Origin of the sequence: Actinomadura gamaensis (assembly GCF_042652125.1) — a bacterium.
Classification (GTDB): domain Bacteria; phylum Actinomycetota; class Actinomycetes; order Streptosporangiales; family Streptosporangiaceae; genus Spirillospora; species Spirillospora gamaensis.
In genome coordinates this window covers 134,389-148,757 of sequence record NZ_JBHSIT010000013.1, presented here as the reverse complement: position 1 = coordinate 148,757, position 14,369 = coordinate 134,389, and the positions used below count along the sequence as shown (strand labels likewise).

Here is a 14,369-nt window from a genome sequence, read left to right as displayed (position 1 = left end):
GGCCCTGCGATTGCTCTGCCGCGGGGGACGTGGGGCGCTGGGGTGGCTCCGCCGAGGGAGTCGGGGCAGGGTGCTGGAGCGGTTCGTCCGCGGGCGTGGTCACGTGGCGTCGTCGCTCAGGTCGTGGGCGCGGTGCGCGAGGTCTTCGGCGAGGCGGGTGGCGACCTCCACCCGGAGGCCGGACACCTCGGACGAGCCCGTGTGGGACGCCGTGTGGACGCGCAGGCGCGCGAGGCCGAGCAGGCGTTCGAGCCAGCCCTGCTCGGTGTGGACGTTCTGGATGCGGCTGACCGGGACGAGCAGCCATTCGCGGCTGAACCAGCCCGTCCGCGTGTAGACGACGTCGGCGCTGACCTCCCAGCGGTGCACGCGGTAGCGCCAGACCGGCGCGACGGTGACGGCGAGGACGCCGGCCGCGCCGATCGCGACGGGCAGCCAGCCGACGTGCGCGGTGAGCCAGCGCGGGACGCCGTCGCGGGGCCGGTCGCCGAGCCAGGCGGCGACGCCCCAGGACAGGCCGAAGCCGAGGCCCCAGAACGCCAGGTACTCGATCGCCCAGTGCGCGATAGCGCGCGGAGAGACCCGGTTCGCGGGCTCCTTCAGACGCACCGCGTGGGTGCTCCGCGCCGTCACGTCTTGCAGTCTAGAGCCCGCGCGCCCCGGTGCTGCGGATCCGGACGTCCGGAGTCCACCGGTCGCGTCCGCCCCGGTGTCCCGGTTCCTTCGCCGGGTCGGCGGGCGAGGCGTTCGGGCTGGTAGGAGGGCTGCGCGGGATTTTGTCGGTGCCGAATGCGATGGTGGAGTCCGGTCGGCTCGGAGAGGGCGCCCGCCGGCGGGACGGCGGCGTCCTGACGGCGGCGCCGGAAAAACTGGATGCGCATCGACCCGGACAGCGCCTACCTTGTTCGCCCGCGGTCCACCCCGCGGCTTTCGGCCCGGAACGTCCTGGCATGCGAGAACAAAGGAGATCTCAAATGTCCAACGCCATCCAGGCCGAGGGCCTGGAGAAACGGTTCGGCGCCACGCGCGCCCTGTCCGGCGTGTCGCTCACCGCCCCGGCGGGCGCCGTGCTGGGCGTCCTCGGCCCGAACGGCGCCGGGAAGACGACCATGACCCGGATCCTCGCCACCCTGATCGAGCCGACCGCCGGGCACGCCACGGTCGGCGGCTACGACGTGGTGCGGCAGGCGCACCAGGTGCGCCAGCTCGTCGGCCTGACCGGCCAGTACGCCGGGGTGGACGAGATGCTGACCGGCACCGAGAACCTGATCATGATCGGCCGGCTGCTCGGGCTGTCCCGGCGCTCGGCCCGCGCGCGCGCCGCCGAGCTGCTCGACCGGTTCGACCTCGCCGAGGCGGCCGGGCGCGCCGCCAAGACCTACTCCGGCGGCATGCGCCGCCGCCTCGACCTCGCCGCGAGCCTGGTCGGGCACCCGCAGATCCTCTTCCTGGACGAGCCGACCACCGGCCTCGACCCGCGCAGCCGCGGCGGCCTGTGGGACATCGTCCGCGGCCTCACCGCCGACGGCGTGACCGTCCTTCTGACCACGCAGTACCTGGAGGAGGCCGACCAGCTCGCCGACGACATCGTCGTCATCGACCGCGGGCAGGTCATCGCGCACGGCACGTCCGACGAGCTGAAGGCGCAGGTCGGCGGGCAGGTGCTGGACGTGCGCGCCGTCCAGGCGGGCGACACCGAGACCGTCACCGCGATCGTCGCCGAGCTCGCCGAGGCCACCCCCGAGGTGGTGGACGGCCTGGTCAGCGTCCCGATCACCGATCCGGCGCTGATGCCCGCCGTGGTCCGCCGCCTGGACGACGCGGGCGTGCCCATCGGCGAGCTGTCGCTGCGCAAGTCCAGCCTGGACGAGGTGTTCTTCGCCCTCACCGGCCACCACACCGACGACGTCGACGCCGAGGCGGACGAGCTCGTCCGCGCCGAGCAGGAAGGAGCCCGCGCGTGACGACCGCGGCCCTCGCACCCGAGCAGCTCACCCGGCGGGTCTCCCCCGCCGCCGCGGTGCGCCACACCGCCACGCTGGCGTGGCGCAACCTCGTGCAGATCAAGCACAACCCGATGGAGCTGGTCGACCTGTCGATCCAGCCGATCATGTTCGTGCTGCTGTTCGCCTACGTCTTCGGCCCGTCCATGACCGGCAGCGTGGAGGCGTACCTGCCGGTCGTGATCCCCGGGATCATCGCGCAGAACGCCCTGTTCGCCGGGATGAGCACGGGGTTCGGGCTGAACAGCGACCTCACCAAGGGCGTGTACGACCGGTTCCGCAGCCTGCCGATCGCCCGCTCCGCCCCGCTCGCCGGACGGATCATCGCCGACACCGCCAAGCAGGCGTGGTCGATGTTCATCCTGCTCACGGTCGGTTTCATCATCGGCTTCCGGATCCACACCAACCCGGTCGCGGTGGTCGGCGCGTTCCTGCTGCTGCTCGGCTTCGCGGTCCTGTTCTCCTGGACGTCGGTCTTCATCGCGATGAAGGTCAACGAGCCGGAGAAGGTGCAGATCTTCGGGTTCGTGGTGATCTTCCCGCTGAGCTTCCTCAGCACCGCGTTCATCAAGTCCACCCGCGGCATCCCCGACTGGCTGGCCTGGGTGATCCGCAACAACCCGGTCACCCAGCTCGTCGAGGCGATGCGCGGCCTGCTCCTCGGCGGCCCGGTGCTGAGCCACGCCGCCATCGCGCTGGCCTGGGGACTCGGCATCACGCTGATCTTCGCCCCGCTCTCGCTACGCGCCTTCAAGCAGCGCGCCTGAACCCCGGTCGTCCGGACGGCGCCGGAGCGAGACGAAGGCCAGGAGCGCTCCGGCGAGCCCGACGGCCGCCGCGGCGAGGTAGACGTGGTCGAGCGCGCGCGCAAGCGCGTGTGCGTGAGCCGCGTGTGATGAGGCGTTGGCCGGTGTGCCGGGCAGGGAGGCGGTGAAGAGGGCGCCCAGCACCGCGACGCCGAGAGTCTGGCCCAGCTGGCGGACGGTCATCGACGCGCCGGCCGCCATGCCGCGGCGATCGGCGGGGACGGCGGAGAGCACGACGCCCGACGCCGGGATGAGCAGCCCGACGCCCACGCCCGTGACGGCCAGCCCCAGCGTGATCGAGGACGGTCCGGACCCGGCGTCCAGTCCGGACTGGAGCGCGCAGCCCACCGCGCTGAGCAGCAGCCCGGCCCCGATGCCGTGCCGGGGCGGCAGCGCGCGCGGGAGCCGGGCCGGCACGGCCGAGGTCACGAAGGTCGCCAGCGCCATCGGCACCAGAGCCAGGCCGGTGCGCGCGGGCGACAACCCCAGGCCCGACTGGAGCCAGATCGACGTGTAGATCAGGCACGCGAACGCGACCGACGAGGCCAGTACGCAGGCGAGGACCGTCCCGAACAGCGGCCGCGCGAACAGCCGGAGATCGAGCAGCGGACGGTCCCGGCGCAGCTCGACCACGACGAACGCCACGAGCGCGACGGCGGACGCCGGCAATCCGGCGATCGCGCGGGCCGAATGCCAGCCGTCCGTTCCGGCCGTGGTCAGGCCGTCCGTGAGTGCGGCGGCGACGACCGCGAAGAGGCACGTGCCGACCGGATCGACGATGCGCTGGCGCGGCCCTTCCCCGGGAGCGGGCGTCTCCCCGGGCCCGGACGGCCCGGACGGGAGGCTGCGCAAGGTGAGCGCGACGGCCAGGGCCGTCAGGGGCAGGTTCACGAAGAAGATCGCGCGCCAGCCGAGGTACTGCGTGAGGACGCCGCCGGCCATCGGCCCGGCGGCGGCGCCGAGGCCGGTGACCGCTCCCCAGACGCTCATCGCCGAGGCCATCGCGCGTCCCCGGTAGGTGTGCGCGATCAGGGCGAACGCGGTCACGGCCAGGGCCGCGCCGCCGAGGCCCTGGACCGCGCGGGCCGCGATCAGCGCGCCGGTTCCCGGCGCGAACCCGCAGGCCAGGGAGGCGAGCGCGAAGACCGCGAGCCCGAGCAGGTGGACGCGCCGGGCCCCGTAGCGGTCGGCGTACGCGCCGGCGGGGAGCATCGCGACGGCGAGCACGAGCGTGTACCCGTTCGCGACCCATTGCAGCCCGCGCAGGGACGCGCCGAACGAGCGGGCGACGTCCGGCAGCGCCACGGCGACGACCGTGGTGTCGAGCAGGAACATCAGCGAGCCGAGGCAGACTGCGGCGAGCGGCAGCCATCTGCGCATGAGGGAACTCCTTCCGGGTGGGTTTCGGACGTCCCTCACGGTGGCTTCGTCTGACTTCTCGCTCCTATTCGGGGACTGAACCTTGCATGGAACCGTCACGGGTTAGGGTTCACTGATGGATTCCGTCATGCTGGATGAGGTCGATCGCGGCCTCGTCCATGCCCTGCGCATCGACGGACGCGTCCCCTTCGTCCGGATCGCGGAGGTACTCGGGGTCTCCGAGAACACCGTCGCGCGCCGGTACCGCAAGCTCCGCTCGACCGGCACGCTGCGGGTGGCGGGCACGGTGAACGGCGCGTCCCTCGGCTACACGCCCTGGACGATCCGGTTGCGCTGCACCCCGGACGCGGCGGCCGGCATCGCCGACGCCCTCGCGGCCCGTCCGGACGTCTCGTACGTGTACCTGCTGTCCGGCGGCACGGAGATCTCCTGCAACACCCAGACCGGCACACCGGGCGAGCGCGACGCGCTGCTCCTGGAACGCCTTCCGCGCACCCGCCGGGTCCTCGGCGTCTCGGCGCACATGCTGCTCGGCTCGCCGAAACTCCCCAAGGACTGGACCGGCCTCGACGTCCTCACCCCCGCTCAGGTCACCGCCCTGCATCCGCCACCCGTCCAGCCCGCGGCCCCCGAACCGGCCGGTGCCGTTCGCCCTTCCAACCGTCCGGTGCCGGACGCCGCTGACCGGGTCGCGCTGGATGCCGCCGACCGGGCCATGCTGGACGTGCTGGCCCTCGACGGGCGCGCGTCCTACGCCGAACTCGCCGCGGCGACCGGATGGTCGGAGGCGACCGCGCGGCGCCGGGCATCCCAGCTTCGGGACGCGGGCGTGCTCTCCTACCAGCTCGACCTCGCCTACGAGCGGGTCGGCTTCCGCGCCGAGGCCCGCTTGTGGATGTCGGTCCGTCCGTCCAGGCTGAAGGATGTCGCGGAGGCGCTTGCCGCGCATCCCGAGTCGTCGTTCGTGGCGATGACGACCGGCCCGACCAACCTCGTCGCCGCCGTCCTCTGCCGGGACGCCGCCGACCTCGCCCGCTACCTCACCGAACGCGTCGCTTCCCTCGAAGACGTCCACGAAGTCGAGTCCGCACCGGTGATCCGGACGCTGAAACGCGCCGGGGCGCCCCTGCCGCTGTGAGCGCGCCAATGATCCGGAGGATGAAGCGCGGGGGCGGTGCTGCCGTTGTGAATGGGCCGGGGCTGCTCGCTCAGTTGCGACGTCGGCCGGGTGGGTCGGCGTCGTCGAGCGCGGGCCTGGTCAGGGCCAGGGCCAGGGGACGCGGGCCGGGGAGGTCGTAGGTGGCCAGGAGATCCTCGAAGGTCCGGGAGCGTCCGCGCGCGTAGGCGGCCTCGTAGGACGAATCGCCCAGCACCGAACGGAGATCCTTTTCCAGGGCGATCGCGTCGGGATGGGAGAGGTCGGGGCCGCCACGCAGCGCGTCCGCCCGGCCGAGGAGTTCGGCGGCGCGGTCGGGTTCGCCGTCGCTGCGGGCCAGACGCGCCAGGCCGCAGAGGACGGTCGCGATGATCGGGAAGTCGGGGGCCGCGGTCGCCAGCGCGAGCGCCTCGGCCAGGCGTGGACGCGCCCCGTCCGCGTCACCGGCGTCCAGGTCGCAGGCGGCGCGCGCGGCCAGCACCATCGCGCGGAACTGCGGCGCGCCCGGCAGCCCCGCCGTCAGCGCGACCGCGCCGTCCAGAAGCCGGACGGCCCCGGCGAGGTCGCCGCGCCGCCGGGCGATCATCGCGGACGCGTGCTCCAGCGCGGCCATCCCCTCGACCGCCCCGATCCGCTCGACCTCCTCGCGCGCGGTTCGCAGGATGCGCTCGGCCCGCTCGGTCTCGCCGAGCATCGTGAGCTGGTTGGCGAGCTGCATCTCCGTCTGGAGGACGACCATCGGACCGCCGCCGAACTGGTGGTTCAGCCGGACGGCCTCCTCGTACAGGTCGAGCGCCGCGCGGTGCTCGCCGCGCCGGGCCAGCAGCTCGGCCTGCGCGGTGAGCGTGAACGACAGCCCCCAGCGGTCGCCCGCCTCCCGGAACGCCGACAGCGCCTCGGCGAAGTACCGCTCCCCCGTTCCGGTCCGGCCGAAGTTCAGCTCGATGTGGCCGGAGACGAAGCGGCCCAGGCCGCGCACCCACGGGTCCGGGTCGGACCGCAGCGGCGCGAGCCCGGGCAGCATCCCCTCGCTCCAGCCCCCCACGAACATCTCGACCGTGATCATCATCAGCCGCAGGACGGGGTGCAGCGGCTCGTCGTCCGGGACGTCCTCGATGAGCGACCGGGACCGCAGGATCCAGCCCGTCGCGTCGGCGTCCGCGCGCACCGAACCGTCGAACACGGCCATCACGCCGAGCGCGAGGGCGCGCGCCGTCGCCTGGCCCGGCGGGAGGACGGGCAGCTCGGTGATCGCGACCACGCTTTCCACGGCCTCGTTCACCCGGCCGCGCAGGAACCAGTACCAGCCGAGCGCCGCGGCGAACCGCACCAGGAGCGGCCCGTCCCCGGCGTCGATCGCCCAGCGCAGCGCGGCGTGCAGGTTGTCCTGCTCGGCGTTCAGCCGGGCGATCCAGTCGAGCTGCTCGCTCCGGTAGAGGTGCGGCTCGGCGACCTCGGCGAACCCCGCGAAGTACTCGGCGTGCGCGCGCCGGATCCGGTCCTCCTCGCCCGCCTCGGCCAGCCGCTCCAGCCCGTACGCCCGGATGGTCTCCAGCATCCGGTACCGCGGAGCCCCGCCGGGCCCCTCGGTGACGACCACGACCAGCGACTTGTCCACCAGCGCGGCCAGCACGTCCAGCACGTCCTCGGCCCTCAGCTCGCCCGATCCGTCCCCGGCGGTCGGGGTTCGCGGCGTGGGGTCGGGGGGCGGCGGGGTGGGGGCGGTCGGTGCGGGGGGTAGGTGTTCGGCGGGCAGAGGGGGCACGTCGTTTGTCGCGCGTCGGTGCTGTGGCGCGTCGGCGCAGACGGATTCGGCCGCGTCGAGGTCGGCGCCGCCGGGGAAGGCGGCGAGGCGTCGCCAGAGCAGGCGTTCCCGGGTGTCGAGGAGGTCCCAGCTCCACTCGACGACGGCGCGGAGCGTGCGGTGGCGGGGCAGGGCGGTGCGGCTGCCGGCGCGGAGCAGCTCGAAGCGGTCGTCCAGGCGGTCGGCGACCTGCGCGAGCGTGAGCGACCGGAGGCGGGCCGCGGCGAGTTCGATCGCCAGCGGCATGCCGTCGAGGGCTCGGCAGACGCGGACGACGTCCGGCACGTTCGCCGTGGTCACCGCGAAGCCCGGCGAGACGGCGGCGGCGCGGTCGGCGAGGAGCCGGACGGCCGGGAAGTCCGTGGCGCGGTCGGCGGTGACGTCCGGCGGGGGCTGCTCCAGCGGTTCGACCGGGTAGAGCGTCTCGCCGGTGACGCCGAGCGGCTCCCGGCTGGTCGCGAGGACGCGCGCGCCGGGGCACTCGGCGAGGACGCGGTCGGCGAGCCGGGCCGCCGCGTCGAGCAGGTGCTCGCAGTTGTCGAGGATGATCAGCATCCGCTTCCCGGCGAGCGCGCCGGTCAGCCGGGACATCGGATCGCCCGCCTCCGTCGCGGTCAGCCAGCCGGACGTCGTGGACAGCAGCGTCACCTCGCGGAGGCCGAGCGCCGACAGCACCGCGGACGGCACCTCGCCCGGGTCGGTCACCGACGCGAGCGGGACGAACCAGACGCCGTCCGGGACGAGGCCGGTCGCGCGCCGTCCGGCCTCCTGCGACAGCCGCGTCTTGCCCGCGCCGCCGGGGCCGGTCAGCGTGACGAACCGTCCTTCGGAGAGCCGCGCGGCGACGCGCCGCAGGTCGTCGTCGCGTCCGATGAAGCTGGTGAGCTGGGCGCGGAGGTTCCCGGGGGGCGGTCCGGAGCCGGGACCCGGCTCGGGGACGGGGTCGGGGACGGGGTCGGGCGGCGGGGCGGCGTCCAGCGCGGGGTCGCGGCGCAGGACGGCCAGGTGGAGACTCTCCAGCGCCGGGGACGGATCGACGCCGAGCGTTTCGGCGAGGGCCGTCCGCAGGGATTCGTACTCGGCGAGGGCGTCAGCTTGGCGTCCGGACGCGTAGAGCGCGCGGATCAGCAGCGCGCGGAGGGGCTCGCGCAGCGGGTCGGCGGCGGCCAGCGCCTGAAGCTCCGGGACGAGATCGTGGTGGTGGCCGAGTTCGAGATCCGCCGCGGCGCGCTCCTCGACGGCGGCGCGGCGCAACTCGTTCAGGCGCGCGGACGGCGCGGCGGCGAACGGGAGGTGAGCGGCGTCGGCGAGCGCCTGGCCGCGCCACAGGGACAGCGCCTCACGCAGCGCTAGCGCGCGGGCGCGGGGGTCCGCGACGTTCCGGGCGGCCTGGACGCGGGTCTCGAACTCGTGCGCGTCCACGGCGTCCGGCGGCACGGCGAGCCGATAGCCGCCCGCATGCGACTCGATCACCTCGCGTCCGATCGCCGCGCGCAGCCGCGAGACCAGCGCCTGGAGCGCGTTCGGCGCGCCGGCGGGCGGATCGTCCTCCCACAGGTCGTCGATCAGCCGCTCGGCGGACACCGTCCGCCCGGGCTCCAGCGCGAGCCGGGTCAGCAGCACGCGCAACCGCGCCCCGGCGATCCCGACCGTCCGGGCCCCCGCCTCGCCGACGTGCCGGACCTCGATCGGCCCCAGAATCGCTATCCGCACGTCCTGATTGTCCCCTGAAAAGGCGGCACCCCCGGCGCGGTCGAGGCGCCGGGGGTGTCGTCACCCGGAGGCGGACGGCCGTCACCGGAGGCGGACGGCGAAGTCCGTCAAGCCCGGATCAACCGGATCGTCCGGCCCGGGGAAGGCTCAGGAGGCCTTCTCCTTCGGCTTGACGTCGTCCAGCGCGGCCAGCTCGAAGTCGGCGCGCGGCTGCTCGACGGTGGCCAGCGAGACGGTCTCGCGCTTGAGGAACAGCGCGAGCGTCCAGTCGGCCAGTACCCGGATCTTCCGGTTGAAGGTCGGGACCATCATGCCGTGGTAGGTGCGGTGGAAGAACCACGCCGGCCAGCCCTTGAGCTTGAAGCCGAGCGGGTTCGCCACGCCCTTGTGCAGGCCGAGCCCGGCCACCGCGCCGAGGTTGCCGTGCACGTACGGCTTCAGCGACTTGCCGCGGAGCGAGCGGACGATGTTGGCGGCCAGCACCTTGGACTGCCGCAGCGCGTGCTGGGCGTTCGGCGGGCAGAACATGCCCTCCTGGGTGAGGTCCGGGATGGCGGCGTTGTCGCCCGCGGTGAACGCGCGGACCATGCCCTCGATGGTGAGGTACTCGGTGCCCTTCACCCGGCCCCGCTCGTCCAGCGGCAGGTCGGTGTGCCTGACCACCGGGGACGGCTTGACGCCCGCGTTCCAGACCAGCGTCCCGGTCGCGAACCGGCTGCCGTCCGACAGCTCGACGTTCCCGCCGACGGCCGACTGGAGGAAGGTCTTCATCTTCACGTCGATGCCGCGGCCGCGGAGCTGCTCGGCGGTCCACTTGCCCATGTCGGGGCCGACCTCCGGCAGGATGCGGTCGGCGGCCTCGACGAGGACGAACCGCAGGTCCTGCGGGGTGATCTTCCGCATGTACTTGGTGGCGTCGCGGACCATGTCCTCGACCTCGGCGATCGCCTCGACGCCGGCGAACCCGCCGCCGACGAACACGAAGGTGAGCGCCTTGCGGCGGATCTCGACCTCGTCGGTGGACTCGGCGATCTCCAGCTGCTCCAGCACGTGGTTGCGCAGGTGGATGGCCTCACCGACGGTCTTGAGGCTGAAGCCCTCCTCGGCCAGGCCGGGGATGGGCAGGATCCGGGGGACGGCGCCGGCGGCCATCACCAGGTAGTCGTAGTTGATCCGCTCCGGGGGTCCGGCGAGCGGCTGCACGATGGCCCAGCCCTCGTCGTGGTTCAGCTCGGTGACCCGCGCCTTGCGCACGGTGCACTTGGGGAGCACCCGGCGGAGCGGGACGACGACGTGCCGCGGGGAGATGTTCCCCGCCGCTGCCTCGGGCAGGAACGGCTGGTAGGTCATGTACGAGTTCGGGTCGACGATCGTGACCTTGACCTCGCCGCGCTTCAGCTCGCGCTTGAGCTTCTTCTGCAGGCGAAGAGCGGTGTACATGCCCACGTAGCCGCCACCCACGATGAGGATGTGGGGAGCGCCAGGGGTGCCCTCGGCGGTCCTGGCCATCGCGGCCTCCTAGTTTCACGGTCGGCTTGTGAAGGTATTCACAAGCTACCTCCGGGTTTGCACTGCCATGAATCTCCAACAACCCGAAGAAGGGCACTTGTTTCCCTGGGGGCAAAGTTGGAGCGTTGTAACGTGGTGAAACTCGTCACGTGTTCACCGTCCGAGGGGGCGCGTGGGACTCACCTCACATGACGCGGATCACCGGGCGGGCCGCGTCCGGACGCGTTCCCGCGGCCTCGAAAGACCCGATCCACCCCGCCGGAACCCCTAGGGTTGGGGCGGACGTGGAAGGGGGCGCCGGCCTGGGCTCGCGCACCGCCGAGACGAAGGGAAAAGCGGTGGAGCGCGGCGTAGCATCTCGCCCGGGAGCGTATCGACGATGAACAGCATGTCTCCGAAGCGACGCAGTCCTATGAGCGATGACCCGAGCCCCGCCCGGCAGGACGTCCGGAGCCCCGCCCGGCAGGACGTCCGGGCCTCGCACGACGTCCGGGCCCCACAGGACGTCCGGGCCTCGGGCTGGCAGGACGTCCGGGCCCCGGTCCGGCAGGACGTCGGGACCCCCGTCCGGCGGCCCGATGCCGACACCGGCACGCGTCCGTCCGGGCGGCCCGTTCGCGCGGCCCGGCGGCCCGTCCGCGGCTCGGCGGTCGCGCGGAGGCGAGGGGTGCTGGGGGTCGCCTCGGCGGCGGTGCTGGTCACCGGGCTGTCGGGGTGCGGGCTGATCGGGCAGCCGCAGAACAAGAGCGCCGAGCTCGCCGAGTGGTTCACCGTGACGAGCCCGGTGTTCCGCGATGGCGGTGACTTGCCCGCGCGATACGCGTGCGCGACGTACTCTGGTTCCGCCGCGCTGGGCAAGACCCCGCCGCTGCGCTGGTCGGCGGGGGGCGTCAAGAACGCCCAGTCGTACGCGATCGTGGTGGACGACCCGGACGCCACCGGCGGCACCTACGTCCACTGGGTGGTCGCCGGTATCGACCAGGCGCAGCACGAGCTGGTCGAGGGAGGACGGCTCGGCACCATGGTCGAGGCGCGCAACACCGCGAAGAAGGTGGGCTACACGCCGCCGTGTCCGCCGAAGGGCGAGCGGCACCGGTACCGGTTCACCGTCTACGCGCTCGACACCAGGGTTCCCTTCAAGACCGGGATCTCGCTGCGGGAGGCGCTGGGCGACGTCGCCAAGCACACCGTCGGGCGGGGCAGGATCACGGGGAACTTCGGCGACAAGTAGACGCGTTGCCCCGGAGACCCTCGGGTCACCGGGACGGCGCCGAGGAGTGCGGACCCCGCGGGGGCCGGGAGACAGGGGCATACCGGACGGTCCGAATCGGCCCTTCGGTACGCATCGGGTGAGGGATTATGTGCGCGAAAGGTGTGACAACGGTCATAGCGGTCGGACAGAATCGGTTGAGGTCCGCCGGGAACCGACCGCGCACGATGATCGGGACCGACCCGCGGTCCGCGCTGGCGACTGACGCCGGGCCAAGACATTGGGTGGTGGCATGACTTCTACAATCGTGGTCTTCGGCCTCGTGCTGGTCGTGGTCCTGGTGGTCGTCCTGGTCGTCTTGGGTTTGCGGGCCCGGGGCGACGGCGGGGACGACGACGACAACTGGATGGCCGAGGACGAGCAGCCGCGCGACCGCGGTCGTGGCCGGGGGCGCCGCCGCGCGCCCGAGCCCCACCCGGACGAGTACGACGACGGCTACGACCAGGGCTACGACGGCGCCGACCAGGGTTACGACCAGGGCTTCGACCGCCGCGTGGCCGGTCCCGGCGGCGACGTCCCGGTCGCGGGCGGCGGCCCCGCCGGCGGTCCGGGCGCGAGCCCGGCCCCGATGAACGGCGGTCCGGGCCCGATGAACGGCGCTCCCCTGGGCGGCGCTCCGGCACCGATGGGGACCGGGCCGATGGCCGCTCCCACCGGCGGGCAGGCTCCGCCGCCGCCCGGCGCGCTCGCCGGTCCCGGCCCGGGCGGACCGAACGGTCCCGGTGGCCTCGGCGGTCCCGCCGGACAGACTTTGCAGGCCCCGCCGCCACAGGCGCCCGCCCCGTCCTCCCCGCCGCCCCCGCCGTCCGGCCAGTCCGGCGACGAGATGGGCGACGACGACTACTGGGCCACCATCACCTTCGACAAGCCCAAGTTCCCCTGGCAGAACAAGCGGGACGGCGAGGACGTCGCCGACCCGTCCGCCGATCCGCTGCACGCCACCGGCGGCCAGCACTCGCCGGCCCCGCAGGGCGGCCCCGGCGCGCCTGGCGCTCCGGGCGCGCCTGGCGCTCCGGGCGCTCCGGGCGCTCCGGGCGCGCCTGGCGCTCCGGGCGATCACTTCGGTAACGACTCCTACGGCGGCGACCAGTACGGCGACCGCTACGACGACCACGCCGGTCAGGACGGGCCGCCCAACCAGACGGTGACGCTCGGCGCGGACGGCCCGCTCGGCGGCCTTCCCTCGGGCACCGGGCCGCAGGACCTCCCGTCGCCGTTCGGTCCCGGCGCGAACGCGCTGTCGGCCGAGCCGCCGTCCGGGCCGTTCGGATCCGACCCGTCCGCGACCGCGAACGACCCGCTGCCGGTGCTCGACCTCGGCGGCCCGCAGTCCCCGTTCGGCCCGGCCGGCGACCCGAACGGGTTCGGCACCGGCGGCCAGGACCAGCGCGTCTACAGCGAGCCCCCGTCGTCGCCCGCGGGCTTCGGCGACGGCTCCGGTTTCGGGGACGGCGCGGGGTCCGGGTTCGGAGACGGTTCCGCGTCCGGGTTCGGGCAGAGCGACGGTTCCGGTTTTGGAAAGAACGACGGAACTTTCGGCCAGAGCGACGGGTCCGGTTTCGGTCAAGGCGGCGACACCTCGCCGTCCTACGGCCAGTTCGGCGCGCCCGGCGACCAGCCGTCGTACGGGGGGACGTCCGAGCAGCCGTCCTTCGGCGGGACGGGCGAGGTGCCGTCGCCGTTCGGGAACGACCCGCTGGCGTCCCGTCCGGGGCCGTCCGGCGACGGGTACGACTACGACCGTCCGGCGGCCGGATCCGGCGCGGACCCGCTGGGCCTGCCGCTCGGCGGGCTCGGCGACGACACGTCCGGCTACCGGACGTCGCCGTCCACCGAGTCCGGCACCGGCGGCTGGGACGGCCCGGCCGCTCCCCCGCCGCCCGTCGCGCCGCCCGCGCCGTCCGCGCCGTCCGCGCCGCAGCCCGCGGGGGCGAGCGCCGGGGCGTCCGGCGGCGACACCGGCGAGGGCAAGCTCCCGACCGTGGACGAGCTGCTCCAGCGCATCCAGAGCGACCGGCAGCGCGCGCAAGGCGGTTCCGGCGGCGCGGCGTCCGGCATCGGCGCGGACAAGCCGTTCGGCAACTCCCTGAGCGACCCGCTCGGCAACTCCCTGGGCGACCCGCTGAGCGACCCGCTCGGCGCGCCGCCCTACACCGGGACGAACGGCCCGGCGACCGGCGGGCAGCCGTCCGGCGGCGGCCAGTGGCAGGGCGACCAGGGCAGCGGCGGCTACCAGGCCGCGCCGACGTTCAACGACTCGCCCGCGCGCTACGACGACCCGCTGACCTCGGGCCGCGACTCCTACGGGTCGTTCGGCGCGGGCGGCCCGTCCGGAGCCGGTTCGTCCGGTTCAGCGGGTGCGGCGGGTTCGGCGGGTTCGGCGGGCGAGTCCAGCCGGTACGGCGACTTCAGCGGCAGCAGCTACAACGGCAGCGACCCGCTCCCGTCGCGCGACACCGGCCCGCGCCCGGCGAGCGGCGGTTACGGCGACCCGGGCGGCGCCCTCGGCGACGCGAACGGCGGCACGTTCGGCGACCCGAACTCCACCCAGGCGTACGGCTCGGGCTACTTCCCCGGCAACGACTCGGGCGGTGGCAACGGCTCGTACAACCCGCCCTACGGCGGCAACGGCAAGGACCAGCACTCGTCCCAGCCGCAGGACGACTGGCAAAGCCACCGCGACTACCGGCGCTGACCCGGCTCGCCCGAGAGGCCGTCCCGAACCACC

At 73.9% G+C, this 14,369-nt stretch carries 9 protein-coding genes; 5 read left to right on the top strand and 4 right to left on the bottom strand.

Annotated elements, in window-relative coordinates; translation table 11 throughout:
• Positions 1-99 precede the first annotated feature (99 nt).
• Positions 100-633: a PH domain-containing protein gene (locus ACFPCY_RS35900; RefSeq protein ID WP_378262935.1), complete on the bottom strand. Its 534-nt coding sequence runs from the start codon at positions 631-633 to the stop codon at positions 100-102.
• Positions 634-974: 341 nt separating this feature from the next.
• Between ACFPCY_RS35900 and ACFPCY_RS35895 the strand changes: the two genes are divergently transcribed.
• The gene (locus ACFPCY_RS35895) at positions 975-1,964 is read left to right on the top strand and encodes an ATP-binding cassette domain-containing protein (RefSeq protein ID WP_378262933.1); all 990 of its coding nucleotides are present in this window, start codon (positions 975-977) and stop codon (positions 1,962-1,964) included.
• Positions 1,961-2,770, top strand: coding sequence for an ABC transporter permease (locus tag ACFPCY_RS35890; RefSeq protein ID WP_378262931.1), 810 nt, complete (start codon positions 1,961-1,963; stop codon positions 2,768-2,770). Before ACFPCY_RS35895 ends, ACFPCY_RS35890 begins: the two co-directional genes overlap by 4 nt.
• Here the strand turns inward: ACFPCY_RS35890 and ACFPCY_RS35885 are convergent.
• Complete coding sequence (locus ACFPCY_RS35885; protein WP_378262929.1) at positions 2,744-4,189, bottom strand: MFS transporter; 1,446 nt, start codon at positions 4,187-4,189, stop codon at positions 2,744-2,746. The two genes, ACFPCY_RS35890 and ACFPCY_RS35885, sit on opposite strands and share 27 nt — an antisense overlap.
• 115 nt (positions 4,190-4,304) lie before the next feature.
• On the opposite strand from ACFPCY_RS35885, the gene ACFPCY_RS35880 reads away from it, so the two are divergent.
• Positions 4,305-5,327, top strand: coding sequence for an Lrp/AsnC family transcriptional regulator (locus tag ACFPCY_RS35880; protein ID WP_378262927.1), 1,023 nt, complete (start codon positions 4,305-4,307; stop codon positions 5,325-5,327).
• Between the two features lie 70 nt (positions 5,328-5,397).
• On the opposite strand, the gene ACFPCY_RS35875 is transcribed toward ACFPCY_RS35880, so the two are convergent.
• Together ACFPCY_RS35875 and ACFPCY_RS35870 are read right to left on the bottom strand one after the other, a co-directional pair.
• A complete protein-coding gene (locus ACFPCY_RS35875; RefSeq protein ID WP_378262925.1) occupies positions 5,398-8,862 on the bottom strand; it encodes an AfsR/SARP family transcriptional regulator in 3,465 nt (1,154 codons plus the stop codon).
• Between the two features lie 147 nt (positions 8,863-9,009).
• Positions 9,010-10,371 carry an NAD(P)/FAD-dependent oxidoreductase gene (locus tag ACFPCY_RS35870; RefSeq protein WP_378262923.1) on the bottom strand — a complete coding sequence of 454 codons (1,362 nt, stop codon included), beginning with the start codon at positions 10,369-10,371 and terminating at the stop codon, positions 9,010-9,012.
• Between the two features lie 388 nt (positions 10,372-10,759).
• Between ACFPCY_RS35870 and ACFPCY_RS35865 the strand changes: the two genes are divergently transcribed.
• Positions 10,760-11,602 carry a YbhB/YbcL family Raf kinase inhibitor-like protein gene (locus ACFPCY_RS35865; protein WP_378262921.1) on the top strand — a complete coding sequence of 281 codons (843 nt, stop codon included), beginning with the start codon at positions 10,760-10,762 and terminating at the stop codon, positions 11,600-11,602.
• A gap of 271 nt (positions 11,603-11,873) precedes the next feature.
• Positions 11,874-14,336, top strand: a complete 2,463-nt coding sequence (locus ACFPCY_RS35860) for a hypothetical protein (RefSeq protein WP_378262919.1) — start codon at positions 11,874-11,876, stop codon at positions 14,334-14,336.
• Positions 14,337-14,369: the final 33 nt, after the last annotated feature.